The sequence below is a fragment of the Chelativorans sp. J32 genome (genome assembly GCF_000518985.1).
In the GTDB taxonomy this organism is placed as follows: Bacteria; Pseudomonadota; Alphaproteobacteria; order Rhizobiales; family Rhizobiaceae; genus Chelativorans.
Map to the genome: position 1 here is coordinate 200,106 of NZ_JAEQ01000002.1, position 25,049 is coordinate 225,154.

26 protein-coding genes, 1 tRNA gene and 1 pseudogene are annotated in these 25,049 nt (G+C 61.4%); 6 read left to right on the plus strand and 22 right to left on the minus strand.

Annotation, left to right across the window (positions count from 1 at the left end; translation table 11 throughout):
• Positions 1-24: 24 nt before the first annotated feature.
• The 7 genes from CHEJ32_RS0104200 to CHEJ32_RS23875 form a co-directional block, all read right to left on the minus strand.
• Positions 25-999: an ATP-binding cassette domain-containing protein gene (locus tag CHEJ32_RS0104200; RefSeq protein WP_028032735.1), complete on the minus strand. Its 975-nt coding sequence runs from the start codon at positions 997-999 to the stop codon at positions 25-27.
• Complete coding sequence (locus CHEJ32_RS0104205; protein ID WP_028032736.1) at positions 992-1,975, minus strand: ABC transporter ATP-binding protein; 984 nt, start codon at positions 1,973-1,975, stop codon at positions 992-994. The genes CHEJ32_RS0104200 and CHEJ32_RS0104205 overlap by 8 nt, the downstream gene beginning before the upstream one ends.
• On the minus strand, positions 1,972-2,793 hold the full coding sequence (locus CHEJ32_RS0104210) for an ABC transporter permease (protein WP_028032737.1): 822 nt from the start codon (positions 2,791-2,793) through the stop codon (positions 1,972-1,974). The genes CHEJ32_RS0104205 and CHEJ32_RS0104210 overlap by 4 nt, the downstream gene beginning before the upstream one ends.
• Positions 2,794-2,798: 5 nt before the next feature.
• Positions 2,799-3,734 (minus strand): ABC transporter permease, encoded by a 936-nt coding sequence (locus CHEJ32_RS0104215; protein ID WP_028032738.1) that lies wholly within the window; start codon positions 3,732-3,734, stop codon positions 2,799-2,801.
• Positions 3,735-3,879: 145 nt separating this feature from the next.
• Positions 3,880-5,478 (minus strand): ABC transporter substrate-binding protein, encoded by a 1,599-nt coding sequence (locus tag CHEJ32_RS0104220; RefSeq protein ID WP_028032739.1) that lies wholly within the window; start codon positions 5,476-5,478, stop codon positions 3,880-3,882.
• 76 nt (positions 5,479-5,554) lie between these two features.
• Entirely contained in the window at positions 5,555-7,183 is a 1,629-nt protein-coding gene (locus CHEJ32_RS0104225) for an amidohydrolase (protein WP_028032740.1), read from the minus strand.
• A 40-nt stretch (positions 7,184-7,223) separates the two neighbouring features.
• Positions 7,224-8,156: a serine hydrolase gene (locus CHEJ32_RS23875; protein WP_051469445.1), complete on the minus strand. Its 933-nt coding sequence runs from the start codon at positions 8,154-8,156 to the stop codon at positions 7,224-7,226.
• Positions 8,157-8,591: 435 nt separating this feature from the next.
• Between CHEJ32_RS23875 and CHEJ32_RS0104235 the strand changes: the two genes are divergently transcribed.
• Positions 8,592-9,041, plus strand: coding sequence for a hypothetical protein (locus CHEJ32_RS0104235; RefSeq protein WP_156936599.1), 450 nt, complete (start codon positions 8,592-8,594; stop codon positions 9,039-9,041).
• Between the two features lie 72 nt (positions 9,042-9,113).
• Here CHEJ32_RS0104235 and CHEJ32_RS0104240 read toward each other — a convergent pair whose 3' ends face one another.
• Positions 9,114-10,241: a lipopolysaccharide assembly protein LapB gene (locus CHEJ32_RS0104240; RefSeq protein ID WP_156936600.1), complete on the minus strand. Its 1,128-nt coding sequence runs from the start codon at positions 10,239-10,241 to the stop codon at positions 9,114-9,116.
• 213 nt (positions 10,242-10,454) lie between these two features.
• Here CHEJ32_RS0104240 and CHEJ32_RS23880 point away from each other — a divergent pair.
• Positions 10,455-10,904 (plus strand): annotated as a pseudogene (locus CHEJ32_RS23880) (substrate-binding domain-containing protein); the annotation flags it as partial.
• Between the two features lie 63 nt (positions 10,905-10,967).
• The gene (locus CHEJ32_RS0104250; RefSeq protein WP_028032743.1) at positions 10,968-11,555 is read left to right on the plus strand and encodes a DJ-1/PfpI family protein; all 588 of its coding nucleotides are present in this window, start codon (positions 10,968-10,970) and stop codon (positions 11,553-11,555) included.
• 225 nt (positions 11,556-11,780) lie between these two features.
• Here CHEJ32_RS0104250 and CHEJ32_RS26110 read toward each other — a convergent pair whose 3' ends face one another.
• The 5 genes from CHEJ32_RS26110 to CHEJ32_RS0104280 all read right to left on the minus strand — a co-directional run bounded on the left by CHEJ32_RS26110 (position 11,781) and on the right by CHEJ32_RS0104280 (position 13,410).
• Positions 11,781-11,981, minus strand: coding sequence for a hypothetical protein (locus CHEJ32_RS26110; protein WP_028032744.1), 201 nt, complete (start codon positions 11,979-11,981; stop codon positions 11,781-11,783).
• Positions 11,982-12,142: 161 nt separating this feature from the next.
• Positions 12,143-12,532 carry an enolase C-terminal domain-like protein gene (locus tag CHEJ32_RS27985; RefSeq protein ID WP_084032671.1) on the minus strand — a complete coding sequence of 130 codons (390 nt, stop codon included), beginning with the start codon at positions 12,530-12,532 and terminating at the stop codon, positions 12,143-12,145.
• Positions 12,533-12,590: 58 nt separating this feature from the next.
• Positions 12,591-12,917: a hypothetical protein gene (locus CHEJ32_RS0104270; RefSeq protein WP_028032746.1), complete on the minus strand. Its 327-nt coding sequence runs from the start codon at positions 12,915-12,917 to the stop codon at positions 12,591-12,593.
• 3 nt (positions 12,918-12,920) lie between these two features.
• Complete coding sequence (locus tag CHEJ32_RS0104275) at positions 12,921-13,172, minus strand: TRAP transporter large permease subunit (protein ID WP_028032747.1); 252 nt, start codon at positions 13,170-13,172, stop codon at positions 12,921-12,923.
• 162 nt (positions 13,173-13,334) lie between these two features.
• Positions 13,335-13,410 (minus strand) — tRNA-Ile (locus tag CHEJ32_RS0104280).
• Positions 13,411-13,573: 163 nt separating this feature from the next.
• Here CHEJ32_RS0104280 and CHEJ32_RS0104285 point away from each other — a divergent pair.
• On the plus strand, positions 13,574-14,302 hold the full coding sequence (locus CHEJ32_RS0104285; RefSeq protein ID WP_028032748.1) for an SIMPL domain-containing protein: 729 nt from the start codon (positions 13,574-13,576) through the stop codon (positions 14,300-14,302).
• A 61-nt stretch (positions 14,303-14,363) separates the two neighbouring features.
• On the opposite strand, the gene CHEJ32_RS0104290 is transcribed toward CHEJ32_RS0104285, so the two are convergent.
• From CHEJ32_RS0104290 to CHEJ32_RS0104300, 3 genes are all read right to left on the minus strand, one after another.
• Positions 14,364-14,717, minus strand: a complete 354-nt coding sequence (locus CHEJ32_RS0104290) for a hypothetical protein (protein ID WP_028032749.1) — start codon at positions 14,715-14,717, stop codon at positions 14,364-14,366.
• Between the two features lie 111 nt (positions 14,718-14,828).
• Positions 14,829-15,245, minus strand: coding sequence for a nuclear transport factor 2 family protein (locus tag CHEJ32_RS0104295; RefSeq protein WP_028032750.1), 417 nt, complete (start codon positions 15,243-15,245; stop codon positions 14,829-14,831).
• Positions 15,242-15,685, minus strand: coding sequence for a YcgN family cysteine cluster protein (locus CHEJ32_RS0104300; protein ID WP_028032751.1), 444 nt, complete (start codon positions 15,683-15,685; stop codon positions 15,242-15,244). The genes CHEJ32_RS0104295 and CHEJ32_RS0104300 overlap by 4 nt, the downstream gene beginning before the upstream one ends.
• Before the next feature lie 130 nt (positions 15,686-15,815).
• Between CHEJ32_RS0104300 and CHEJ32_RS0104305 the strand changes: the two genes are divergently transcribed.
• Positions 15,816-17,984: an OmpA family protein gene (locus CHEJ32_RS0104305; protein ID WP_028032752.1), complete on the plus strand. Its 2,169-nt coding sequence runs from the start codon at positions 15,816-15,818 to the stop codon at positions 17,982-17,984.
• Between the two features lie 285 nt (positions 17,985-18,269).
• Entirely contained in the window at positions 18,270-18,605 is a 336-nt protein-coding gene (locus CHEJ32_RS23890) for a hypothetical protein (RefSeq protein WP_034657832.1), read from the plus strand.
• A gap of 84 nt (positions 18,606-18,689) precedes the next feature.
• Here CHEJ32_RS23890 and CHEJ32_RS27010 read toward each other — a convergent pair whose 3' ends face one another.
• The 6 genes from CHEJ32_RS27010 to CHEJ32_RS0104335 form a co-directional block, all read right to left on the minus strand.
• Positions 18,690-19,091, minus strand: coding sequence for a hypothetical protein (locus CHEJ32_RS27010; protein WP_156936601.1), 402 nt, complete (start codon positions 19,089-19,091; stop codon positions 18,690-18,692).
• An 84-nt stretch (positions 19,092-19,175) separates the two neighbouring features.
• Positions 19,176-20,381 (minus strand): energy transducer TonB, encoded by a 1,206-nt coding sequence (locus tag CHEJ32_RS26120; RefSeq protein WP_028032753.1) that lies wholly within the window; start codon positions 20,379-20,381, stop codon positions 19,176-19,178.
• The gene (locus CHEJ32_RS0104320; protein ID WP_028032754.1) at positions 20,378-21,154 is read right to left on the minus strand and encodes an ABC transporter ATP-binding protein; all 777 of its coding nucleotides are present in this window, start codon (positions 21,152-21,154) and stop codon (positions 20,378-20,380) included. The genes CHEJ32_RS26120 and CHEJ32_RS0104320 overlap by 4 nt, the downstream gene beginning before the upstream one ends.
• The gene (locus CHEJ32_RS0104325; protein ID WP_028032755.1) at positions 21,154-22,143 is read right to left on the minus strand and encodes an iron ABC transporter permease; all 990 of its coding nucleotides are present in this window, start codon (positions 22,141-22,143) and stop codon (positions 21,154-21,156) included. The genes CHEJ32_RS0104320 and CHEJ32_RS0104325 overlap by 1 nt, the downstream gene beginning before the upstream one ends.
• Positions 22,140-23,009, minus strand: coding sequence for an ABC transporter substrate-binding protein (locus tag CHEJ32_RS23900; protein ID WP_034657835.1), 870 nt, complete (start codon positions 23,007-23,009; stop codon positions 22,140-22,142). The genes CHEJ32_RS0104325 and CHEJ32_RS23900 overlap by 4 nt, the downstream gene beginning before the upstream one ends.
• Positions 23,009-24,961 (minus strand): TonB-dependent siderophore receptor, encoded by a 1,953-nt coding sequence (locus CHEJ32_RS0104335; protein WP_034657837.1) that lies wholly within the window; start codon positions 24,959-24,961, stop codon positions 23,009-23,011. Before CHEJ32_RS0104335 ends, CHEJ32_RS23900 begins: the two co-directional genes overlap by 1 nt.
• Positions 24,962-25,049: the final 88 nt, after the last annotated feature.

The window sequence follows — 25,049 nt, forward strand, 5'->3', positions numbered from 1 at the left end:
CGGCACCGATACTTGCCTGCACGCCTACGCCGCTGCCGGCACGAGCCGCACCCGGTGATCGTCACCTATGGAAACGAGCTGCGAAGCCGGAGGGTCGCTGTAGATATCGTGGGTGCCGAACTCCCTCGGATGGTAGTCGAAGCCGTGGGGCGGCCCTTGCGCTCCGGCCTCGTCGATCAGGCTGGGGGTGGTGAACGCGGCAAAGGGATCTGGTATCGCCGCGATTAGGCGGCGCGTATAGGGATGTGCGGGATTGCCGAAGATTCGATCCCAGCGCCCTTCTTCGACGACCTGGCCAAAATACATCACAGCGACGCGGTTGCTCATATGTTCGACGACGCTGAGATCGTGGCTGATCATGATGTAGGAAAGCTCCAGCCTCTCCTTGAGGTCGAGCAGCAGATTGATGATCTGTGCGCGGATCGAAACGTCGAGGGCGGATACGGGCTCGTCCAGCACCACCACCTTGGGACTGAGTATCAAGGCGCGGGCGATGCCGATACGCTGGCGCTGGCCGCCCGAGAATTCATGCGGAAAGCACTTGGCCTTGTCCGGGCTCAGTCCGACCAGGCGCATCATCTCCATAACGCGCCCCTCAACCTCGCCATTGTTGACGATGCCCTGCAACCGCAGAGGCGCTGCGAGCGAGGTAAGCACGGTCTGGCGCGGATTCAGCGACGCGTAGGGGTCCTGAAAGACAATTTGCGCCATACGCGCGCGCTCGATGCGCGAGGGCTGAGCTTTCCCGGTGATCGCGCGGCCTTCGAAATGGATGGATCCGGAAGTCGGCGTTTGCAGGCCGACGATGGAAAATGCCAGCGTGGACTTGCCGCATCCCGACTCGCCAACCACCGACAGGCATTCGCCCTTCTCGAGCGTCAGATCGACGTTGTTCAAAGCGCGCACCAGCCTGCGTGATCGTCCGAGGAGCCCGGTTCTCACGGGAAAGTGGACGCTGAGGTTTTCTACTCGCAGTAACGGCCCGGCCCGATTATCCATGGTGAAAGCACCTGACATAACCCTCATCTCCGAGATCGGCTTGGTCGGGTTGCGTGGTTGCACACAGCGCGCTCGCACGCTCGCAGCGCGGCTGGAACCGGCAGCCGGCAGGGAAAGCGGAAATAGAGGGCACGACTCCAGTGATCTCCTGCAGGCGCTTGCGGCCATGAATGCCACGGGAACCGAGCCGCGGCAGCGAGTTGAGCAAGCCGTTGGTGTAAGGGTGAGAGGGCGAGCGGAATATGGCTTCCACGGGCCGCTGCTCGACCAGATGCCCGGCATACATGATCCCCACGTTCCTGCACATTTTGGCGATCACGCCGAGATCGTGGCTGATCATCAGCACGGCCGTGCCGCGTGCCGAGCAGAGCTCCTTCATCAGTTTGAGGATTTCCGCCTGGACGGTAACGTCTAGCGCCGTGGTCGGTTCGTCGGCGATCAACAGATCCGGCTTACAGGCCAAGGCGATGGCGATCATGATGCGCTGGCGCATACCGCCCGACATCTCATGTGGATAGCTTTTCACCCGCTGTTCCGGCGCTGGCACCTGCACGCTGGCGAGCGCTTCGACAGCCTTTCGTTCCGCTTCATGCCAGGTCGCCCCCTGATGAAGAACGAACATTTCCGCGATCTGGCGACCCACCGGAGATACCGGGTTGAGCGCCGTCATCGGCTCCTGGAAGATCATGGCGATGCGATTGCCCCTCAGCTTGCGAAGCTCCCGCTCCGGCAAGCCGCGCAATTCCCTGTCCCTGAAGCGGATCGAGCCGCTGCTGATGACGAGCGGGGATCGTAGCAAGCCGATCATCGCAAGTGCCGTGATACTCTTGCCGCAGCCGGACTCGCCGACGAGGCCGAAGGTCTCGCCGTGGTCGATGGTAAAGGAGACATTCTCGACCACGTTGTGCCGGTGCTTCGCTGACACAATGTCGATCTGCAGGTCCTGCACCTCCAGAAGCGCGCGTGTCCCGCTCATACCGGCCGTGTCCTCATATGCGGGTCCAACCAGTCACGCAGTCCGTCGCCGAAGAGATTGAGCCCGAGAACGGTCATGAAGATCGCAAGTCCGGGAAAGATCGCGACCCACGGCGCGATGGCGATCAGCTCGCGCGCATCTGTCAGCATGTTGCCCCAACTCGGCTGCGGTGGCTGGATGCCGAGCCCCAGGAAGGACAACGCGGCCTCGGCAAGGATCGCATCTCCCATCCCGAGTGTGGCGATGACCAGAACCGGGCCGACGATATTGGGCAGGATCTGCGTCAGCATGATGCGGAAATCGCTGTAGCCGAGCGTCTTGGCTGCCTGCACATAGCTTTGGCTCTTCAATGACAATGTCGAACTGCGGGCGATGCGGCAGGTCCATGACCAGTTGGTGAGGCCAAGCGCGATCAGCAGGCTGGATAGACCGGGGCCCAGGACAGCCATGATAGCGAGTGCGAAGATGAGCGACGGCACCGACAGCATCAGGTTCGTCAGGCCGTTGACCAGGTCATCCCACCAGCCGCCGAAGTAGCCGGCCGATATGCCCAGGATGAGCCCGATGGTGGTATTGATGAGCTGCGATCCGATCCCCACAGTGAGCGAAACCCGCGCGCCATAGAGAATGCGGGTGAATACGTCGCGGCCTTGCGCGTCCGTCCCGAACCAGAATTCTGCACTCGGTGGCAGTTCGGCATTCATCAAGTCCGCGTCCATCACCGGGCTGAGAGGCGTCAGCCAGGGTGCCAACACTGCCGCTACGATGACGATGAGGCATAGCGTGCCGCCAAGCACAAGGTTGAGTCTTAGTCCCATGGCATTCACCCGTGGCTGATGCGGGGGTCGATGACCGCATAGAGGACGTCGACAACTGTGTTGATGACGAGAAAGCAGAGCACAAGCACCAGTATACTGCCTTGCACCACCGGTATATCGCGCAAGCCTACGCTATCGATCAGCAGGGAACCCAGGCCCGGCCAAGAAAATAGTTTCTCGACAACGACCGCCTGTCCCATCATTGAGCCGAATTGCAGCCCTAGCGTGGTGATTATCAGCACCAACGCGTTGCGCGTCACGTGCCATTTCACCAGCCGGAAACTGCTCATGCCCTTGGATCGCGCGGTACGAATGAAGTCCGTGCTCATGACCTCCAGGACCGCAGCGCGTGTGGTGCGCGCCAGCAGCGCCATTGGCCCCACGCCGAGCGTCAGGGCGGGCAGAACGAGATTGCGCAGACCTCCCTCGCCATATCCGAAGCTCGGCAGCCAGCCGAGCGTCAGCGCAAAGAGGTACATGGCGAGCAGGCCAAGCCAGAATTGCGGCACGGAGAGACCTGATACCGCGCCGACCATGGTGATGCTGTCGAGCAGGCTACCCGGCCTCATCGCCGCGAAGAAGCCAAGCGGCAGGCCGATCGCGATCGCCACGCACATGGCGGCAATCGCCAGCTTCAGGGTGGGCCAAATCCGCTCCCCGATCAACTCTGTTACCGGCTGACGTGTGCGAAAGGATGTGCCGAGATCGAACTGCGCAAGGTTCCAGATATAGTCGCCGAAGCGGACGTGGACCGGCCGGTCGAGACCGAATTCGCGGTTGAGCCTCTCGATCAGTTCGGGGTCATTGGCGCCGCGGCCATCCGCAATCATGCTGGAAGCGATGCTGCCGGGCACGACGCTGAAGATGATGAAAATCAGCAGCGATACCGCGATCACTGTCGGAACCATCTGCAGAAGGCGGCGTAAGATGAAACGGAGCACCGAGCCCGTTCTCCTTCCATTTTTGCAGTGAATCTCTGCATGGGAGGTTTGCGATAACCTGCAATCCCTCTACAGGACAGCCACGCCGAGACCCGGAGGACAACCGGCGCCGGCAGATTGCCCGCGCCGGTTGCTTCGGCTTCGATCAACGAGACGGTGCGCTCTCGTCGAACCAGATTTTCTCGTAAGATTGGAGCGCGATTTCCATAGAGTTGGGCTGTGCCCCGTGCAGCCAGGGCTGATATGCGATCACCGCCTTGTTGTAGTTGAAGAACCACATCGGCGCCTCCTCCTGGAGGAGGTTGTTGGCCTGGCGCAGGAGTTCGTTCTTTTCGTCTTCGTTCCTGGCCTGTTTGGCGGCATCGATCAGCTTGTCGTAATCGGGATTGTTGAACTTCTCATAATTGCCGCTCGATTGAGGCGTCTCCGAATGGAAGTTGAGCAGCGCCGTGAGCGGATCCGGCCCGCTCGTATATGACCACATGAAAGCCTGAAAATCGCCAGCGGGAACGACTTCCGACAGCACCGAGCTTTCCACGGGCTTGGCCTTCACCGTGATGCCGACCTTCGCCAGCATCGGGATGATAGCTTCCACGATGGTCAGGCCCCAGCTCTCGTTCTGGGTTGCGGTGAGCTCGAACTCAAAGCCCTCCGCATAGCCTGCTTCCTTCAGAAGCTCCTTGGCCTTCTCGGGATCGTACGGATAGGGTTTGGCATCCTTGTCATAGGCCGGTGAAGAGATCGGCAGCCAGCTTGTTGCGCGATAAGCCTTGTCCTTAGCCAGTCGCTTGATGATCAGATCGCTATCGATCGCATAATTGATTGCCTGGCGGACACGCTTGTCCTTGAACGGCTCATAATCGAGGTTGAAGCCGACAAAACGGGTGAAGACCTCCGGCACCTCCAGAATGTACTTCGACATTTCCGGGTCCGCCTTGTAGGCCACATATTGCGCCGGGCCCAGAACAGAAACATCGATCTCCTTGTTGCGGAAGGCCACGTCGCGTGCCGAGGCATCCCCCATGATCATAATATTTACTTTGTCGAGATAAGGCTTGCCGGAGTCGAAGTACTTCTCCCATCTTTCCACGGTAAGGCGTGAGCCGGGGACATATTCGGCAAATTTGTAAGGCCCGACGCCGATCGGATGCTTGAGGAACTCCTCGCTGTTACCCTCGTCCTTCGGATAGATCGAGGTAACGTTTCGCATCAGCAAATAGGCCGGATCCATCGGGTCCGTGAATGTAATTTCCAGCGTGAAATCGTCTATTTTCTTCAGGCCGGAAATCGCTTCCGCCTTGCCTTCGCTATATTCCGCGGCTCCCTTGATGTAGCGGATAAACCGCGCCGACGGATAAGCCTTCTGCGGATCCATGATCCGCGTATAGGTCCAGATGATGTCGTCCGCCGTCATCTGCTTGCCGTTGTGGAAATACACGTCCTGGCGCAACTTGTAAGTATAGACCAGTCCGTCGTCCGACGCCGCGACATCGGTCGCGAGGGCCAGCACAGGCTGGTTCGCGTCGGCGTCCCAGTCATAAAGCGGTTTGTGGATGGCCTTGGACCAAATTGCGTCCTGGATTTGCGCCGAGGCATGGATGTCTAGTGACGAGAAGCTTGACCCGTACGGTGCAACATAGTTGAGCGTGCCACCTTGCCGCGGCTCGTCCGCCCGGGCGGATGATGCACCTGCCGCAAGCAGAAACGCGGCAAGCGCCAGAGCAAATGCTGATCTTCCAGCCATAACCTTCTCCATTGTTGTCCGGCACCCGTTGTGTGGGTAACCTTCCCCTCTTTCTTGCCGATACGGCTGCTAGCCTCTACCGGACGAAGACCACCTCGCCGCCGCGCAGCGTGAGTACGCATTGTGTATCGTGCAAGATCTCTTCTGGCGTCGCTTCCAACATGTTGCGCGAGAACACCGCGACGTCGGCGAAATGCCCTGGAACGAGCTTGCCTTTCACATCCTCGAGCTTCTGCGAGAACGCCCCGTATTCGGTATAGACCTGCAGCGCTTCCCCAATGGACACACGCTCCCGCGCATCCATAACCGTACCTTTCCCGGTCTTGCGCGTCAGCATCGTGTAGATGTTCGGGAACGGATTGGGGTGGCAGACCGGTGAATCGCTGCCTGTCGCCGGCTTGAAGCCCAAGTCTCGCCAGGTCTTGAGCGGATAGCTCGACAGGGCTCTGTCCTCGCCCAGAACCGAGATGTAACCGTCGCCGAAATCGTAGATGAATACCTGCTGCGGGCAGGGGTAGATGCCGGCCTTTCGCATGCGCTTGTGCTGCTCGTCATTGGAGAAGCCGCAATGTTCGATCCGATGCCTGCGGTCCGGGTCCGGCACGTTCGCAAGCGCCTTCTCATACGCGGTGATCAACTGCTCGATTGCGGCGTCGCCGATGGCGTGGCACGCCAGCTGGTAACCCTTGCCATGATAGTCGAGAACCAGCCCCTCAAGCTCCTCGTCTGAAAGGATTTGCGTGCCTTTATTGTCATCCTCGCCGAGATAAGGCTTTTTCATCCAGGCGGTGCGCCCGCCGGCCGAGCCGTCGAGAAAAATTTTCACGGCGCCTATCGTGAGCATCTCGTCGCCGATGCCCGAGATCAGGCCTGCCGCGTGGCATTGCTGGACGATGGAAACGCCTGGATCGCCAAGAAGGACCAGCCACGTGCGCACCGGGAGCCTACCGCTCGACCTTGCAAGGTTATAGGCCCTGATCTCGTCAAAGCCGCCTACCTGCCCTACGGCAGCATCCATTACGCTGGTGATGCCATAGGAGAGAAGCAGATTTCCTGCTCTCTCGATCGCTTCTATGATCTCGGAGGTGGTCGGCTTCGGGATGATCGCTCGAATCAGCCGCTGCGCAGTCTCGGCCACCATGCCGGTCAGCTTTCCGTTGCGCTGCTCGATGATGCCGCCTTCCGGCACTCGTGTGGACTCGTCGATCTTTGCGAGTTCGAGAGCCTTCGAGTTGAAAACGGACACGTGTCCGCAGGCGCGCGTCAGCATGACTGGATGGTCGGGGGCGGCGGCGTCCAACTCGCTGCGGTGTGGGTGGCGGCCCACATCGAGCTTGTTCTGATCGTAGCCTCGCGCACGAATCCAAGCTCCAGGTGGCGTCACCGCCGCCTGCTTCCTGATGGCATCGAGCAGGCTGTCGAGGGTAGGCGCCTTTTGCGGTGTTGCGTCGATCCACGAAAGCGTAAGCCCGGTGGCCACAAGATGCAGATGCGCATCGTTGAGACCAGGGGTGGCAAACCTGCCGCTCAGATCGATCAGGCGTGTCTGGGCACCCTTGAGGTTGAGGATATCGTCGTTCGACCCGACCGCAAGCACCTTGCCTTGCCAGATCGCGAGCGCCTCTACCACTCCTTCCCCATGACCGCACCAGATCGTGCCGTTATGCAGAATGGTGTCCGCCTGAAGAAACTGCCCTCTCGCCACTGTCACCCTCCCGTCAAACAAAGAGCCGTAGCCGGCCGCATCATATCTGCATATCGGCCGCAGGCTGCGCGGCTCGGAACTGTTGCGTCAATGAGCAGACCTTTTCGGCGATCGCAGGCAGTATTTCCGCGTTCTCCGAGACTTCCTTTCCTTCTGTGAAGACCGCCAGAATGAACGATTTTCCACTTGGCAGCTCCACATATGCGGCATCGTGGCGGCGGTAGCTGGCGTTTTCATCGCCAGTCCATAGTGTTCGGCCGCATTTCGACCATAGCCTCGCCCCGTCGGGCAGGCCGGCGCCAAAATAACCCTCGATCTGAGCCTGCGGATGGCACGCGAAGGCGGGGTCGGTAGGCCTTTCGAGCAAGTCGCGCATGTGCCGGCTCCGGGTGGGCGTAACGATGCTGCCGGTCAGAATGGCATAGAGAAGGCGTGTGGTGGCGTCGGTGGTCAGGCGGTTATGATTGTTGCCGCCCCACTGGACGAAGATGCTCTCGCGGCCGTACCGCTGGTCGTCCATGAGCTTTTGGCAGACATTCAGGTTCTCGAACTCGGCCCAGCCGAGCGACCGAAAATATCGGTTCACCCATAGGCGTTTGTCGATCCAATCCCGCATTTCGGCATCATCGAGCAGGGTGTCGCCGGTCGTGCCGGTGACAAGGTCAACGATATAGTTCGTACCTGTGTTGCTCGACCAAAGAATCATATCCCGCATGGCGCGCTCGAGCTCACCATGCATCTGTACGGTACCTTCCTCCAGTCGCGCTTCGGCGGCGGCCAGGTAGAACAACTTCACAACACTGCAGGGATAGAAGGACCTTCCGCCATTGTGCCCGTAACCTTGGACGTCCTGTCCGGCACAGGCTGGCGTGAGGCGAGCCGCAAACGGAAGCAGCGTAATGGCTAAATTTTCCTCTTTGAGACCGCATCCGCCAAACCGATCGAGCGCCCAAGCCACAAGCTCATCGCCCATTCTCTGTGTCTCAGGAGATCCTTGGTAAAACATCAGCCATCCCTATTCCCCCGGCAAAACCTAAAGCCCGCTCTTGGAGACGTGACGAGCAGGAGTTCGCGGCTGCAGGCAGGGGGAAGTATGAATTTCACTCGCTAGCAGCACAATTTCCTTTCATTCCGGAATGCATTCCGGAAAGTTATATCTGGTGACCCCATCAAAGGCTGGGTGACAGGTTCGTATCTGCCAATACGATTGATCGACTGGCACCGTTGGAGATGAAGGCGAGATCGAGAGCGCTCAAGCTCTGCGTCAGCGCCGCGAACTCCAAAAATTTTGCGGCCTCACATCGTGAGGCGCGCCCTCACGCCCTTTGGTCGATCGGTCAGGAAGACGGTGCAATTCGCCACTTCAGCTCTGGCCGACAACACAAAACCAAACAGAAAGGGCAATACCATGCGCAAAGCCATTCTCGGTTCCACCTTCGCCATCCTCGGGCTCGGTCTAGGCACGGCCGACGCGTTTGAGAACATTATCGGGTTCAGCGTCACAGACAATTTCGGCTTCAGCGAACAAACCGACCTGCCGATCTCTAAGCGGCAGCCTGCCGGCTTGGATGCGATCGAAAACTCCGGCACTATTGTCGGGAGGAGGGGTGCAGGCTATCCGCAGTTCGGTGCCGGCCGGATCCACAGCTATAATGCGGCGGATGATTTTGGTCCGAGCGAGCAGGACGATCTGCCGTCCTCTTTGTCCAAGGGGCGGTCTGGCGGGGCCGATATCGGCAACATCACCTCCAGCACCGGCGTGGAGACAAGGACAAGCGGTTATCCGCGCCAGCTGCAGTTCGGGCGCGGATCTCGCGGCTACAATGCCTCTGACGATTTCGCCGTTTCAGACGATTAAGAGAACTGAGGCGAGTCAATCGTCAATACAAAATGGGCAGCCTCGATCGAGGCTGCCCATTTTGTGGCGCGATCAGCCGCCGGATGCAAGCTGCCACTCGATGACCTGCTCCGGCTGATAGGAACAGAACGTGCCGGTGCGCAGGCTGTTGGTGAGGTGTTTCGCGAGCGGCTCGTGCACGGCTTCGATTTTGCGTAGGGCATGACGGATGCGCCAAGTGACGGTGGTGCGGGCGCGCTCGGCCAGGCTGCCGATGCGCCGGCTGCGGCCACCAAGACCCAGGGCGCTCGCGAGCGTATCGATAAGCTGGTCCAGCTCGCCGCGCAGACGCGCCGCCTGGCCAAGATCATTCATGTCCTGCGCTTCGGCCAGTTCTTCCTGCAGGTCACGGATGCGCCTCTTCAGCGCCGTTCGTGCCTTGTCGTCGAGCATGACATCGCCGCCATAGGAATCCTCTCCGCGCTCGGCCAAATCGAGGCAGTGGATTTCCTCGCCCGCCCGCTCGATGAGGCGCTGAATGTCCCTCAGGCCTTTCATGTCCGGCAGGCTGATCTGCCGCCGGGAGAAGGTTATCAGCCATATATTCCCCTGGCGAACGAAGCTCTGCTCATCTTGCCTTTGCGGTTTGGCGGCCGGCAGGCTGTCGCCGCGCGTGGCCGCGACAGCTCCGTCGAAAAGGCGGAAACCATCGGCCAGAAAATCGATGTCCTCCTGGCGGCGATAGGGAATGTTCTGAAGGAACCAGCGGCAGGCCTCGCCCGGCTCTGGCTCGCGGCCGCCGATGATGGACTGGCGGAAATTGCTTTGGAATAGCGCGAACTGTTGGCGCGCCTCCTCCATCTGTCCGAGCTTGGCGTAGACGATGGCGGTGTAGGCGGGCGCTTCGATCAGCTGCGCATGTTCCGACATCTGCGAGATCTTGCCCATCGTGAGAAGCGTTGCCTCGAAATCACGCGCCATGAGGTAAGCCAGCGCCAGGACGGCGTAGTATGAGTTGCGGTGATACGGATTGAGCCGCAATGCCTTCTGTGCGTACTCGACCGCGGATTCGGGATGGCCCAGGAAAACCGCGTTGATCGCCTGCTGGATCAAAAGCTCGGCATCGTTCGGACAGAGCATCAGCGCCCGGTCGAGATACCACGCCGCACGTTCGAAATTGCGATCGAAGATCAGCAGACGGCCGAGAACGAGATGCGCCATGGCATCATTGTCGTCGAGATCGAGGGCCGTGTGGGCGTACCCGTAAGCGGTCTGCCAGCTTTCCTGGAAGCGGTCCCAGAACTGGTAACCCCACTCGTTGAACCAGGAAAGGGACAGGCCGACATAGGCGCGCGCATAGTGCGAATCGAGCTCGAGCGCTCGCTCGAAGAGCGCGCGCCCTTCCTCGTCCGTTTCCCTGGTTCCCTGACGCAGGAGGGCGAGCGCATAAAGGGCTTCTCGGACGTGATTGCCGAGACCAACATCAAGATCCTCGACATCCAGTATGCCAACTGGAACCAGGACGAGGCATTCACGCTGATGCAGGATTATCTCGCCAAGTATCCGAAGATCGACGCTGTATGGGCGAACGACGACGACATGCTGCTCGGCGTTATCGAGGCGATCGATCAGGCCGGTCGCACCGACATCAAGTATGCACTCGGTGGCAACGGCATGAAGCAGGTCATCGAGATGGTAAAGGAGGGCGACGAGCGTACGCCGATCTCCACACCTTACCCACCGTCCATGATCAAGTCGGCAATTTACATGACCGCCGGCCAGTTCGCTGGCCAGGCGCCCATGCGCGGTTCCTTCCTGCTGGACGCGCCGCTGATCACGCCGGAGAATGCGGACCAGTTCTATTTCCCCGATTCTCCATTCTGAACTGACCCAATCGGCACCCGGCCATGTCCGGGTGCCAACAATCGACACATGAGAGGAGACGCAATGAGCGGCAAGAAGATCCTGATGCTCACAGGCGAGTTTACGGAAGAGTACGAAATCTACGTTTTCCAGCAGGGCATGGAAGCCGTCGGGCACACGGTCCATGTCGTCTGCCCCGACAAGAAGGCGGGCGATCGCATCAAAACCTCACTGCACGATTTCGAGGGCGACCAGACCTATACCGAAAAGCTCGGCCATTATGCCGACATCAACAAGACCTTTTCGGAAGTGATGGTCGAGGATTATGATGCGATCTACTGCGCCGGCGGTCGCGGGCCCGAATATATCCGCACCGACAAGCGCGTCCAGGATATGGTCCGTCATTTCCATGAAACCGGCAAGCCGATCTTCACGATCTGCCACGGCGTGCAGATCTTGATGGCAGTCCCCGGTGTCCTGAAGGGCAAGAAGGTGGCCGGCCTCGGCGCCTGCGAGCCGGAAGTGACGGCCGTGGGTGGCATCTATGTCGACGTAAAGCCGACAGAAGCCTATGTGGACGGCAAGATGGTGTCAGCCAAGGGCTGGACTGGTCTCGCAGCTTTCATGCGAGAATGCCTGAACGTGCTTGGCACAAAAATCGTCCACAGCTAGCACATGGGGACCAATGCGCCACCCTGCCAGGAGTGCATTGGCTTTTCCTTATCCGATACCAGGCGACGCGTGGTGAGCGTCGCCTGGCGGCGACAGCAAAATCCTGCGGCTCGAACTGCTCACTCGTTCACGGCGCCCAGGCGGCGGTTGCGGGTTTCACTTGCCGCTGCTACCCCGGCAGATGTCCGGTCGCCCGGGGCGAGTTGCTGTCTGGCGACTTCCTACTTACCAGTTGACGATACTGCCGCCGGGAAGGATGGCTTCGAGTGCGGGGATCTCTTCCTGCTTGAAGGGATGGCGGGCGGCGGCAATCTCATCGGTTTTGATGCCGAGTCCCGGCGCTTCGGGCACGCCCCATCCTCCGCCCTTCAGGTCGAGCGGATAGGTGTTGGTGCAGATATCGTGAAACCAGGGGACCAGCCCCACCGCCTCTTCCTGGATGAGGAAGTTAGGGGTGGCGAGGTCGAATGGAGCGCTACGGCGCCAGCCATGGGGCCCATGGGGTTGTGAGGAGCCACGCCCATATGGGAAGCCTCGGCTATCGCGGCGATCCTCCGGCCACCGGTCAAGCCCCGCAATGGGCAAGGTCAGGCTGAATGTAGGCTACCGCCGTTTTCGGCGATATCGGCGAATTCGCGTGGAGTGAAGAGGCGTTCGCCAGTGGCGAGCGGGCAATCGACGCGCCGGGCGAGGTCCGCCATTGCCGCGGCGTCGCCGGGCTGGATGGCTTCTTCCACGAACAACGGGCGGATCGGGGCGATCGCGTCGATATACACCTTGGCCGCTTCAAGACTGTCCGGGCGGCCGTGAAAATCGGTCATGATTGCGATCTTGTCGCCTATCCGCCCGCGGACGGCTACAGCCAGCTTTTCGACATGGCGGACCTCGGGCAGTGGCGCCTCGTAACCGGTATACGGAACGAAGCCGAATTCATGGCATTGCAGCCCATCTCGACGGTTTCCTGCACCGCATCGCAGAACACGCCGATATCGGTCGCCGGCACCTGCTCACCGATTTTTGGCGGCGGAGGTGGGTCTAAATACGCACATAGTCGCGAACGCGCCCGCCGAGCAGTTGGTGAACCGGCACACCTAGCGCCTTTCCCTTAATGTCCCCGAGCGCCTGCTCGATGCGTGAGACAGCGGTGAGCCCGATCGCGCCGAGCGGCCAAAAGCTGAAGCCGTTCATGCGGTGCACAATATGCTGGATGCGCACGGGATCCTCGCCGATGACGAAGCGCTCAAGATCCTCGATGCAGGCGCAGACCGCCCGGGTTTTCCATTCGAGCGTTGCCTCTCCCCAGCCGTGAAGGTTTGGCTGTTCAGTCAGTACGAATATCCGGTTGCGATGGACCGCGTTCACGACTCAGGGATTGAGAACGTTGGGTAGCCACGTCGATGTCTCCGGGACGAGGCAGAGGATGATCACGGCGATAAGCTGCGCGATGAGGAAGTGGAGGAGCGCCCGCATCAGAGGGATCATGGCTATGGTGCCAACGCGCATCACCACGAGGAGCACAACGCCGACCCGAGGAGTGACCAGGCCGATGGCACGCGTCACCATCACGACCATGCTCGCTTGCCACGGGTCGATGCCAGAGGCTGCGACAGCCGGCATCACCAGGGCGATGTTGGATGACCTCCCACGCGAGATCGGCGGCAAAAGCCCGGGAGGTAAGCGACTCGACCGGACAAAATAGGTCGCAACTTTCCATGTAGGCCCATGATGGGCCCAAAACGTTTTGGGCCGAAGGCAATTTTCATGAGAAATCAAGTATTTTGGTGGGCCCGGAGGGACTCGAACCCCCAACCAAGCGGTTATGAGCCGCCGGCTCTAACCATTGAGCTACAGGCCCGGACACGCTCAATTAGTGGGTTTTCGCATGAGGCACAAGTCCGGAGCGCCGCATTCGCCGATCCTCCACCGAACTCTTTCATGCATCACTGTGCTTCGGTGCCGCAATCGGTTCATAATCGGATTTTATTTCAGATTCGCATCAACCAACCGAGGAGATTGCCATGACCCGTCCCTTCATTCCGCTGGCGCTCGCCGCCTCGTTCCTGGCGGTGCCGCCAGCCGGAGCGCAGGAGGCCGGCAGAGAGCCGCAAATCTCGGTGACCGGGCAGGGGGAAGCCAATATCGCTCCGGATATGGCTGTCATCAATCTTGCCGTCGTCCGCGAGGCTGCAACGGCGCGCGAGGCGATGGACGCCAACAGCCAGGCCATGGTCGCAGTGGTCGCCGCGCTGAAGGAAGCGGGAATAGAGGAGCGTGACCTCCAGACAAGCGGGCTATCAATCGAACCGCGCTATATCTATCCGAATGAACAGAACGGCGAAAAGGCGCCCCGGATCACGGGATATCAAGTGACGAACGGGCTCACCGTGCGGATTAGGGATCTCAAGAAAGTGGGCGAGATCCTCGACCGCTCCGTCACGCTCGGCGTGAACCAGGGCGGCTATATCTCCTTCACCAATGACGATCCGTCCGCCGCCCTGAGCGATGCCCGCAAGCGCGCCGTCCAAGATGCCGTTTCCAAGGCGCGCACCTTGGCAGAAGCCGCAGGCGTGAAGCTTGGCGACGTGGTGGAAATCTCCGAAAACATGGTGGGAACGCCGCCGCCCCGTCCGCTCGGCGCCAAGATGATGCGCATGGAGGCAGACCAGGCCATCTCAGTTCCTGTCCAGGCCGGCGAAAACAGCTATACGGTCCAGGTCAACGTGACCTTCGAGCTCGACCAGCAGTAAACAAAATTCGATAAATGAAAAACGCCGCCGGGACCGGCGGCGTTTTTTTGTGTCGCGTGACTCAGCGGGCGCGGATCACGGGACAATGCGGCGCGCGGGCGAAGACGATGCTTGCACGCTCATAGCGGGTGCGACCCGTCACACGAATGGTGTTCCGGTTCGCGCGCTGCACATGGACGTCGCGCAGACCCATCCGATAAGCCTTTCGCACCGCATCCCGCGGGGTGCAGGAAGCCGCCCAACGCGGCCGATGGTTGTCGCGGCGGTCATGATCGCGGACATAGATGCCGGAACGATTGTTGTCGCCGCCGAAGCTGAAATAGATCCCGTCGGCATGTGCTGCAGCAGGCATGGAAGCCAGCGCACCGAAGCCCAGCAGGGCTGAAAGCGCAGCGACTTTGATTTTCTGGAACATGAGGCTCTCCGATCTCTCCGTGGCAAAAACGCCGAAGCGAATGGGCGCACAATGGCATCGGCTGTCTGAACCGCGAGCGAATCCGCTGTTCATCCTGGGTTCAGCTGAGGATCATTCCTCCTGGAGCGAGGCGGAGAGCCTTGCCGGATCGCAGCATATGGTGACGCGGGAGATCAGGTCCTCGTCATCGATATCCAGGAAGAGGCCGGCCGGAAGCCGGAAAGTCTGGCCGCGCGCTTCGGGAAAGCCAGGCAGGGTTGCAAGATAAGTACCGCTCAACGTGAACTCGAGTGCGGCGCGAACGCCGCCCCGGTCTGTCATGATGGCGATGTCCATCGCCTCCGCCCTCAGGAAACGGGAGAGGTCCGCCAGCCGCCAGCGCGCCTTGTCGAGACCGATCTCCCGCGGTGTGCCAGGAAGATCCACTGCCACATCTTCCGCTAGGCAGGCTGCAACTCCATCGATATCACCTGCCTTGAAGGCTGTCAGTGCCCGGGCAATCACGGTTTCCGTATCGGCTGCACTCACGGTTCTTTCTCCAGGACGTGCTCAAAATACTCATCCAGATCCTCAATCTCGTCTTCGAGCCTGCTGACGCGCCCGCGGATGGAGATCCCGGCTTCGTGCACGGTCTCCGCCCGGCCCGAAACGAGCGGATGCCAGGAGGGAAGATCCTTGCCTTCCGCCAAAAGCCGGTAGGCGCAGGTAGAAGGAAGCCAGGCGATCTCGCCGACATTCCGGGGCGTGAGCTGTACGCAATCGGGCACACGCGCCAGCCTGTCGGCATAATCCGAGCAGCGGCAAGTCCCGGCATCGAACAGGCGGCAGGCGACGCTCGTCCAGTGGATTTCGCCGCTGTCCTCGTCCTCCAGCTTGGCGAGACAGCATTTGCCGCAGCCGTCGCAGAGGGATTCCCACTCCGATTCGTCCATCGCCACGAGGGGCTTTGTTTTCCAGAAAGGTTCCATTGACTTCGATGTGGCGTGGCGGATGGTCAAGGTCAAGCCGCAGAGCAGCCTTCTTTCTGCCCCTTCCGGGAACCAAGCTCAAAATCGCAGATTTACCCTGCGGAAGGGACGCCCACCAGGAGCAACAAGAATGAAAAAGTCGAATCGGTTTTGGGCAGGAACCGCTGTATGCCTGCTGATGGCGACGCCGATCGCTGCAAAAGCCGAAACGGCGCGTCTCGCTTTTGGAGAGCGCCCCATAGATCTCAGCGCGCCGATGATGTTGGCGCAGGCGGAGCAACCGGCGGGCGAAGGGGAGGGCGCCGGCGGTGGATGCCCGCCTGGAACCGTGCCGGCCGACGGCGGATGTGCTCCGGTCGGGCAAGCTCCTGCCCAGGAGGAAGAGGCGCCACCACCAGAACAGGAGGCGCAGCCGGAAGCAGCTCCGGAGCCGGAACCGGCTCCCGAGCCAGAGCCCGCACCTGAAGAAGCCCCTCCTGCTGAAGCTCCTGCGGAAGAACAGCCTGCCGCACCCGCCGAGGAGGCGCAGCCCGAGCAGGCTCCAGAGGAGGCAGCACCGCCCGCCGAGGAACAGGCACCCGCCGAGGAACAGGCACCCGCTGAGGAGCAGGCACCTGAGGAGGCTGCACCCCGGGAGGAGGCTCCTCCCGCCGCAGAGGAGCCGCCCGCTGCTGAGGAGGCACCGGCGGAAGAACAAGCTCCCCAGGAAGAGCAGGCACCAGCGGAGCCGGAAGCACCCGCAAGAGACGAGGCGCCTGCAACCGAGGAGGCCCCCACCCCAGAAGGGGCTCCGACCGAGCAGACTGCGCCAGCGGAAGAACAGGCGCCAGCCGAGCAACAGGCCCCTGCAACGGAAGAAGCTCCAGCGACCGAGCAAGCGCCCGCGACGGAAGAGGCTCCCGCTCAGCCGGAAGCCGCACCCGCGCAAGAGCAGCAGGAAGCCCCGCCGGCTGAAGGACCGCAGGCGCCCGAGGCTGCGCCTCAGGCCGAACAGCCTGGCGCGGAGCCGGGTACCACCGAGGAAGGCGGCCAGCCTACTCCCGAGGGCGAAGCGGCCCAGCCCGGTGCAGAAGCTCCGGCTACAGGGCAGGAGGCGCTCCCTGAAAATGCCGCGCCGGTGCTCGACAGCCAGAAGGAAGCTCAGCCTGCGGGCGAGGCTCAACAGCCCGCGGACCAACAGCCCGCTCAGCAGCAGCCGGCCGAAGGAGAGCAGGCGCCAGCAGGACAGCCTCAGGAGCAGGCCCAACCTGCACCCCAGGCAGAACCTGCGCCCATTCCTGAATCGGATGCGCAGGCCCAGGAAAACGTTGTTGATCCCCAGCAAGTGCAGCAGGAAATCCGTACCCTCGTGGAAGAGCAGGGGCAGCGGATCGAACTCGGCCAAACGCCGGAGGATCGGCGCGTGCGGCGGCGTGAGATTTTCCAGCCGCGCGAAAATGCCCGGGTCGTCGAGGAATTCAACGACAACCGCACGATCGTTGAGATCAACAACCACATCTATGTCGACAGTCCCGATTATGACCGTCTGATCCGTCGCGACGATCAGGTGTATTACGAGGAACTGCGCAATGGGCGCGTGCGCGAGGTGGTGGAGCGGCGCGACGGCACGCGGGTGATCACGGTCCGCAACCGGTATGGCGATGTCATCCGCCGGGTGCGTGTGGCGCCGGACGGACGTGAATATGTGCTCGTCTATGTTCCGGAAGATCGCTACGATGACGTGCTGGAGTTCCGGGATCCGGCCGCAGATCTGCCGCCGCTCAGGCTGACCATTCCGGTCAACGAGTATATCCTCGAGGCGGAGCAGGTAGACGACCCGAATGTCTACTACAACTTCCTCGAGCAGCCGCCGGTTGAACCCGTGCGCCGGCTCTACTCGCTGGACGAAGTGCGCTACTCGGCCCGGGTTCGCGACATGGTGCGCCGCATCGATCTCGATACCATCAATTTCGAGTTCGGGTCGGCCAGCATTTCCGAGAGCGAGATCCCGAAGCTTGAAGGCGTGGCAAACGCCATCTCGCAGATCCTCGACAAAAACCCGGGGGAGACGTTCCTGATCGAAGGCCACACGGATGCCGTAGGCTCGGAGGTCGCTAATCTTGCACTTTCCGACCGGCGCGCGGAAGCCGTGGCGGAAGCGCTCACCAATGTCTTCGGTATTCCTCCCGAGAATCTCGCGACCCAGGGTTACGGCGAGCAATATCTGAAGATCAACACTCAGGAGCGCGAGCGGGAAAACAGGCGGGTCGCTATCAGGCGCATCACGCCGCTCGTCGCCCCGGTGGCAAGCAACCGCTAGCTTTCCCCCGCCCTCCCGCTGGGAGGGCTAGGGCGCCCGGCCGGTTTCCCTCCCCCGGCCGGGCAGAATTTCGCCAAGGGAGCCGTGTGCCGCAAAATCCGAAAAGCTGCATAGCCCATTTTGCCACCACCTCCAGAGAAGCCTGAAGGAGGAGGTCACAAGATCCCGACGCCAGCTGCCACAATAGTGGTTTTAATTTCAGCGACGCTCTTTATTTGCCGTAAATAACTTGAGTGAGATGATGGTTGGTATGTGCAGTATAGTTTCATATTAGGGAGATATTTAATGAAAGGCAATATTCATCATGATATATACATTACTCTTAAGGACAAGAGCCCGGAGAACGTTCAAAGGCAGCTTGAACTCGGGAGGAAATATCTGACCAATCATCCTGGGGAGCTTTCTTTCTCCGCGACCGTGCTGGCACACAATCTCACGCGCCATAAGCAGGTCGCTTATCTCTTCAACGAGGACGACTTCGACGTTGCCTTTCACATGATCTTCTCCGACCGGCAGTCGCATGATGCGTATCAGGTTTCCGATGCGCACGTGAACCACTTCATCCCGGAGAGCAATCCGAACTGGGTGAAGATCCGCGTCTTTGACTCTGTGGAAGTCTGAGCCAGCGATAAATGCGGCGTAAGTTGCCGATCGGCACCTCGGCATTTGCTGAGGTGCCCTTCACAATGACTGCCGCTGCTCAGCTCAGGGGATTCGTACCTCGGGAGCGGGTGGAGGAATGTTCGGCACCCTCAGCCGCTCGTCGAGCGGTGGCGGAAGGTTGAGCGTCGGCCTGCAATTGGGATAGACGCCCAGCGTCCCCTGTGGGCAGAAAGAGCGGACCGCCGGCCGGCAGGTAGGGTAGGCGCCAACCGTTCCCGGAGGGCATTGCTGCTGTACCTGCGGAACCCCACAGCGCCCGTTCACGAGAACGGAGCCGGGAGGGCAGGTGGGCTCGATGTTCCGATGGCGTTGTCCGCCGCCTAAGGCGGGATTTTGCGCATGAGACACGGAGGCTGAAAGCGGCAGTGCGCCAAGCAGGAGCGTCAACACCGCAAGCCGGTATGTGCCCGCAAGGGAGCGGATTATCGTGCTGCTGCGAGCCATTACGTGCCTCAGACTGTTCTACTCGGGCAGCCTTGCGCCGCCTTCATGACGGATATCGGCGATTGATGGCGGAATTCAAGCGGGTCACCGGCCCGGTTCGAAGCGAAGCGAGACCGTCACCCGGCCGCCAGTATAGCTGCTGGGCGGACGGGGATATGGTATTGCACGGCGCGTAGCCGCCAGGGCTTCTTCATCGAAGACCGGCTGCCCGGAACTTCGGGCAATCCGCGCGCCGAGAAAGCCACCTTGGGGATCGAGTGTTATCGCAACCCGTACCGTCCCGGAAATGCCCTGGCGTTCCGCTGCCCGGGGATAGCGCTTATGGCGGTCGATGTGCCGTAGCAGCCGTGACGTATAGGCTTGAAGCTCGCCGGCGGTCGCACCACCCCGCCGGCCGGCGGATGAGGGTGAGGGCGATTTTCGCGGCATGGGCGAAGGTTTTTTGGCGGTGGCGACTTGCCTTTGATTCGATGATGCCTTGGATGCGGCTTTCCCGCCTTGTTCGCGCTTCGCGGCCTGGCTGGTGGATTTGGTCGATTGTTCCCGTCGTGGCTTTGGAGGCTCGGGGCGCGCGGTTGGAACAGGGATGTTTACGGTCGGCGGCGCGATCAGCGCGAGTGTATCGGTCTCGGTCGTCGCTTCCTTTTCGGGCGCGGGATCAGACGGCTCTTCCTTCTGCTTGTTTTCAGCCTCTGAGGCGATTTCGGAAGGCGCTGGTTCGGCCATCGGTCTGACGCCAGCATCGTCCGGCTCGGCAGTCGCCGGTTCGCTTGCTGCGGTTTCTTCCGATCCCCCCGCATTCTGTTCCTGAGCCTCCACTGCAGGCTCGTCTCGAGAATGAGCGGCGGGCACTTCCTCTTCATCTGGCACGAATGTCTCTTCAGAAGAGGCTGGACTTGCCGGTATGGAGGAAACCTGCGGCCGAGAAGCTACTCCGGCTGTCGGGGAGGGCGGTTCCTCGAGCACGATCTCGACGCTAACCGCGTCGCTTGGCGCCTCAACTCCCGGCCTGACGATCTGCTCCAGCAGGAAGGCGAGCACTCCTGTGTGGATCATGGCCGAGGCGACGACCGCGAGAATGAGACCTGCGGAAAAGAGCCGGATACGGCGCGGGAGTGCAGGCCCTGTCGGGGGCGGGAGCGCTGGGCCAGCCTCTTCCGGCGGGTCGGACGCGTCCAGGTCAACAGGCGGTGCGCGGTCCGCATCGATGCCGAATTCCCTCCGAGGCGGTTCGATGGGCTCCGCATCGGCGCGTTCGGCTACGCGGACGATCTCCGGCCAGGAAGTCATGGCACAGCCGTGAGCCCCGTCGGGGCTAGTATGAGTCCGCCTTCGTCGCGCGCGAAGTGGGCCGCTATTCCGTAGATATCGGCAAGGCATTCCGGTGTCATCACCGCTTCGGGTGGCCCCCCGGCGGCGATCCGCCCCTCCTTCAGCATGATGACGCGGTCGCACCAGCGCGCGGCGAGCGTGAGGTCGTGGAGGGAGACGAGGACCATGCGCCCTTCCGCGGCGAGCCGGCGCAAGGCCTGCATCATCAAGATCTGGTGCGCTGGATCGAGGCCCGAGGCAGGCTCGTCGGCAATGAGCGCCGGAGTGGATTGGGCAACGGCGCGCGCAGTGAGCACGCGGGCCTGTTCGCCACCGGAAAGCTCGGTGGCGGGACGATCTGCCAGATGCGCGATATCCATGAGCGCCAGTGCGCGGTCGACAATCTCCACGTCTTCCGCGGTGGGACGAACGCCGAGGCGGCGCCATGGAATCCGCCCGAGGCCGACGACATCGCGAACAGAAATGCTCCAGCCTATGACACGGGTCTGCGGCAGATAGGCGAGAAGCCTTGCCCGCGCAGCCGGTGCGAGGGCTGACAGGTCCTGGCTGCCAAGACGCATGCTGCCGGATGCGGAGACCTGTCCGGCCAGCGCGCGCATCAGGGTCGATTTGCCGGCGCCGTTCGGCCCCAAAAGACCCACCACCTCGCCAGGGGAGAGGCTCATGGCTATGCCCCTTAGCACCGGGCGGCCAGAAAGCGCGACGTCGAGATTTTCGACCTCAAGCCGCATCAGAAAACCTCCCGGCGGGAGCGTATCACCAGCCAGAGGAAAAAAGGTGCGCCAATGAGGGCGGTGAGTACACCCACATTGAGTTCACCCGCCGGGAGGATGAGGCGGACGGCAACATCGGCGGCAAGGAGGAGAGCGGCGCCTGCGAAACCCGCCGGCAGTAACAACCGGCTGGGCAGCCGGTTGGTCAGCGGACGGACGAGATGCGGTACGACCAGGCCGACAAAGCCGATGGTGCCGGCGACCGCTGTCGCCGCCCCGACCCCGAGGGCGGTGCCCAGCACGATAAAGAGGCGCGCGCGCCGCATGTCGATTCCGAGGCTGGCTGCGGTCTCCTCGCCCAGAGAAAGCGCATCGATGGCGCGGGCGGAAAGCGCGATCAGCAACCATCCCGCGAGCGTCAGGGGCAAGGCGAGCCAGACATGCTCTATCGATCTGTCCTTGAGCGAGCCCAGGAGCCAGAAGATGATCTCGTAGCTTGCGAATGGATTGGGCGAAAGATTGAGCACGAGCGAGGTTAGTGCCGCGGAGAGGCTGGACAGGGCAACGCCCGCAAGGATCAGCGTGAGGGTCGATCCACTGCGCGCGGTGAGGGCGAGCAGGAGGAGAACTGCAATCAGGGCGCCGATCAAGGCACCGGCCGGAAGCGCGTAGAGCGTGCTGCCGGCAAGCCCCGAATAGAAGACAAGAACGGCGCCGAAGGCCGCCATGGCCGACACACCGACAATGCCAGGCTCGGCCAGCGGATTGCGCAGAAATCCCTGTAGCACCGCACCGGAAATGCCGAGGGTAAAGCCGATGCCGAGGCCAAGCAGCGCACGCGGCAGGCGGATTTCGCGCATGATGATGGCTGCCGCCTCACCGCCGCCGGCAAGAAGACCTCGCACGCTCTCCGAAATGCCGAGTTCGGCGGGGCCCACGGCGAGTGAGGCCAGGAAAAGAGCCAGCATCAGCAGGCAGAGGACAGCGTTGAGAACGACGGGCCTCATTGCAGGGCTCCGCAGGGCGCTATCTCCTCGCGCAGTCTCGCCAGCGCTTTGACGGCGTCCAGGACGAAGGGGCCGCCGCAGGACCATGTGCCACGCGGCACGAATGGTCCTATGCGCGTGTCTTGGAGGGCCCGCAATGCGGGGTGATAAGGGACCTTCGCGCCCAGCGAGGGGGTATCCTCCTCGCCTGCGCGGGTGATGATGACATCGGGTTTCTGGCTGACGATCAGCTCGATCGACATGGGTGCCATTCCGACAATTCCGGACTCGGCGGCGAGATTGCGGAAACCGGCCGCGGCAAGGACCGAGTCAGCCAGCGTACCGCTTCCGGCCGCGACGCCACCCTGCTCGAAGGCGATTGCGGTCGGGCGCTGACCGCATTGGCGGGCCTCGATTCCCGCCAATTCCTTCTCGAAGCTGCTCGCCAGGGCTTCCGCCTCCGGCTTGCGTCCGAGGAGCGCGCCCATGCGGCGGATGTCGCCGGGGATCGTTTCAATCGTCTGGACGAAGCTGAATTCTTCCACCCGGAAGCCAAGCCGCTTCAACAACCCCGTCGTGTTCTGCAGCGAATAGGTGCCGGTGACGACGAGGTCGGGTTTTTCCAGAAAGACCTCCTCCGCCCGGCCGTGGTTCACGGGATAGGTCTCTGCCTGGCCGCTCATGGGCGAGAGGGAGGGATCGCGGGAGAGGAAGGAGATGGAGACGAGCTGCCCCGGCGCGGCCAGCTCCATCGCGAGCTGGTCCGTGCACAGATTGAGCGACATGACGCGGGTGGGGGCTTCGGCGATTGCCTGAACGCATGAGAAGGCCACGGCCGAAAAGGCGATCAAAGATCTGCGGATCGCACTTGTTCGGCCCGCCGTCATCACGGTCCGAATTTCGCCTTGAACCCGGCAAAGGCGGAGATGCCGGGAGATCCATAGCCGTAGACGGTCTGATAATCCTGGTCGAGCAGGTTTTCAACGCGCAGGTAGAGCTCCGTATCCTCCGTGGCTTTGTAGGCGAGCTTGGCATCCAGGAGCACGTAGTCGTCAAGCTTGACGCGCTCATAGGTGCCGAAACTCGGCGAGATGAAATCGACCGTATCGAGGGCGATCTTGGCGGAAGCGGAGACGGTCCATTTTTCCGCTGGTCGTGCCTCCGCGACGAGCCCGATCATATGGCGGGGGATGCGTGGGCGGCGTTCGTCGTCGGCCTCCACGGCCGTGGTGTAGGTGTAGCTTCCGCCCAGGGAGAGCCAATCATTGACGTCATAAGATAGCGCCATCTCCACGCCGCGGCGGCGCGTCGTGCCCTCGAACTGGATGTAGGTGTCCCGGATGAAGTCGTAATCGATCAGGTTATCCGTATCGAGCTGGAAATAGGTGAGACTCGCCGTTCCTCGTCCATTCATGAAGCTCTGATCGACCCCGATATCCCAGGAAAAGCTCTCTTCAGGCTGGAGATCGGGGAGAGGCACCGTCGGATCGAAGCTTATATAATTGTTTTCGTAAAGGCTTGGGGCGCGGAAGCCTGTGCCGATCGAGCTGCGCAGCTTGGTTCCTGTCGAGGGGAGCAGATAAGCCACCGTGCCGCGATAGGTGGTGTAGCCTCCGAACCGGCTGTGGTCGTCATGTCGCAAGCCGGCCGTCACGGTGAGGTTTTCGATCAGCTCGGCGGTTACCTGCCCCCAAAAGCCGGCAATCCAGTCGTCGTCACGCGTATCGGTGCCGAAATTATTGGTGATATGCGCCTGCCGCCGCTCGTAGTCCGCGCCGAACTGAAGCGTCAGACGCTCGTTCAGATCAAAGGCGCCCTGGTAATCGATCTTGCCTCGGCGCCCATTGTATTGGCCCTCGAATGGGCTGGCGAAGCCTCCGAAGACGCTGACGCTGGAAATGTCCCGATCAACCTCCGATAATTGCCCGGAAATCGTGTTGCGGAACCGCCCCTCCATCAAGTCGAAAGAGACGCCCGCTCTGCCGGCGATCTGTCTGTAGTGCCCTTCGTTGAACTCGTTATCGGTGGGCGGCAGGCCCGAATCGTCGAAGGCGCCCTTGCTGTTGATCAAGAGGCCAGAACCGAAAATGGTGACGTTTTCGCCCAGTTCCTGCTCGCCGGCAAAGCTGGCAGTGAAATTCCGGTAGAAATCGTCTTCCAGGCTGGACTGACCCGAATCGATCAGCGGGTCGCCATTGACGAGCGCCGCCGAAATCCCGCCCGTGTACAGTCCCGAAAGATCGAAGGACATGCGCCCGGTTTCGGTGACGTTGGACAGGCCGTAGCTCGCACGGCCCGTCTCATGTGAGCCCCCTTCCACCATCACCCGGTGCGTGAGGCCGATCGGATCATTGCGCAGCGTCGAAACGTCGATGACACCGGCGACCGCGTCCGCGCCATAGAGCGTGCTCTGGGAACCCTTGAGCACTTCGATATGGCTTATGCCGCCGATCAGCAGATGCTCATAGGATGGCTGTATCTGGGTGGCGGTGGGATCGGAGATATCGATCCCATTGAAGAGCGCCTTGACGTATTTCTTGTCGGCACCGCGTATGGACAGGGACGTCTCCTTGCCCATCCCGCCCTGTGTGGCGACGTAAATGCCAGGCAATTCGCTCAGATAATCGGTCAGGAGAGGACGGGACTGGGCCTCGATCCTCTCTTGGTCGATGATCTCCACCGATGAACCGCTCGCCGACAATTCCGTCGGCGCGCGATTTGGCGTTACCACGATCTCCCCGAGTTCAATGTCCTGCGCGCCAGCTGGAAGCGCGACTACAAGGATGGAAAGCGCCGAAGTGCCGGCGAGAAATCTGGATGTGATGCGTCCTGCGGTCATATCGTCCCCCAATAGCCCTGCAATTGCTGGGGAACGGCCGTTGAGCCCGGTTCCGCCAGCGATGACTTGATCCGCCACCACTGCGAAA

Excerpts from the sequence above, each read along its gene's own strand:
- CHEJ32_RS0104200 (WP_028032735.1), bottom strand. The coding sequence starts at position 999 with ATGGATAATCGGGCCGGGCCGTTACTGCGAGTAGAAAACCTCAGCGTC.
- CHEJ32_RS0104205 (WP_028032736.1), bottom strand. The coding sequence starts at position 1,975 with ATGAGCGGGACACGCGCGCTTCTGGAGGTGCAGGACCTGCAGATCGAC.
- CHEJ32_RS0104210 (WP_028032737.1), bottom strand. The coding sequence starts at position 2,793 with ATGGGACTAAGACTCAACCTTGTGCTTGGCGGCACGCTATGCCTCATC.
- CHEJ32_RS0104220 (WP_028032739.1), bottom strand. The coding sequence starts at position 5,478 with ATGGCTGGAAGATCAGCATTTGCTCTGGCGCTTGCCGCGTTTCTGCTT.
- CHEJ32_RS23875 (WP_051469445.1), bottom strand. The coding sequence starts at position 8,156 with ATGGGCGATGAGCTTGTGGCTTGGGCGCTCGATCGGTTTGGCGGATGC.
- CHEJ32_RS0104235 (WP_156936599.1), top strand. The coding sequence starts at position 8,592 with ATGCGCAAAGCCATTCTCGGTTCCACCTTCGCCATCCTCGGGCTCGGT.
- CHEJ32_RS0104240 (WP_156936600.1), bottom strand. The coding sequence starts at position 10,241 with ATGGCGCATCTCGTTCTCGGCCGTCTGCTGATCTTCGATCGCAATTTC.
- CHEJ32_RS0104250 (WP_028032743.1), top strand. The coding sequence starts at position 10,968 with ATGAGCGGCAAGAAGATCCTGATGCTCACAGGCGAGTTTACGGAAGAG.
- CHEJ32_RS0104275 (WP_028032747.1), bottom strand. The coding sequence starts at position 13,172 with ATGCCGGCTGTCGCAGCCTCTGGCATCGACCCGTGGCAAGCGAGCATG.
- CHEJ32_RS0104285 (WP_028032748.1), top strand. The coding sequence starts at position 13,574 with ATGACCCGTCCCTTCATTCCGCTGGCGCTCGCCGCCTCGTTCCTGGCG.
- CHEJ32_RS0104290 (WP_028032749.1), bottom strand. The coding sequence starts at position 14,717 with ATGTTCCAGAAAATCAAAGTCGCTGCGCTTTCAGCCCTGCTGGGCTTC.
- CHEJ32_RS0104300 (WP_028032751.1), bottom strand. The coding sequence starts at position 15,685 with ATGGAACCTTTCTGGAAAACAAAGCCCCTCGTGGCGATGGACGAATCG.
- CHEJ32_RS0104305 (WP_028032752.1), top strand. The coding sequence starts at position 15,816 with ATGAAAAAGTCGAATCGGTTTTGGGCAGGAACCGCTGTATGCCTGCTG.
- CHEJ32_RS23890 (WP_034657832.1), top strand. The coding sequence starts at position 18,270 with ATGAAAGGCAATATTCATCATGATATATACATTACTCTTAAGGACAAG.
- CHEJ32_RS27010 (WP_156936601.1), bottom strand. The coding sequence starts at position 19,091 with ATGGCTCGCAGCAGCACGATAATCCGCTCCCTTGCGGGCACATACCGG.
- CHEJ32_RS26120 (WP_028032753.1), bottom strand. The coding sequence starts at position 20,381 with ATGACTTCCTGGCCGGAGATCGTCCGCGTAGCCGAACGCGCCGATGCG.
- CHEJ32_RS0104320 (WP_028032754.1), bottom strand. The coding sequence starts at position 21,154 with ATGCGGCTTGAGGTCGAAAATCTCGACGTCGCGCTTTCTGGCCGCCCG.
- CHEJ32_RS0104325 (WP_028032755.1), bottom strand. The coding sequence starts at position 22,143 with ATGAGGCCCGTCGTTCTCAACGCTGTCCTCTGCCTGCTGATGCTGGCT.
- CHEJ32_RS23900 (WP_034657835.1), bottom strand. The coding sequence starts at position 23,009 with ATGACGGCGGGCCGAACAAGTGCGATCCGCAGATCTTTGATCGCCTTT.
- CHEJ32_RS0104335 (WP_034657837.1), bottom strand. The coding sequence starts at position 24,961 with ATGACCGCAGGACGCATCACATCCAGATTTCTCGCCGGCACTTCGGCG.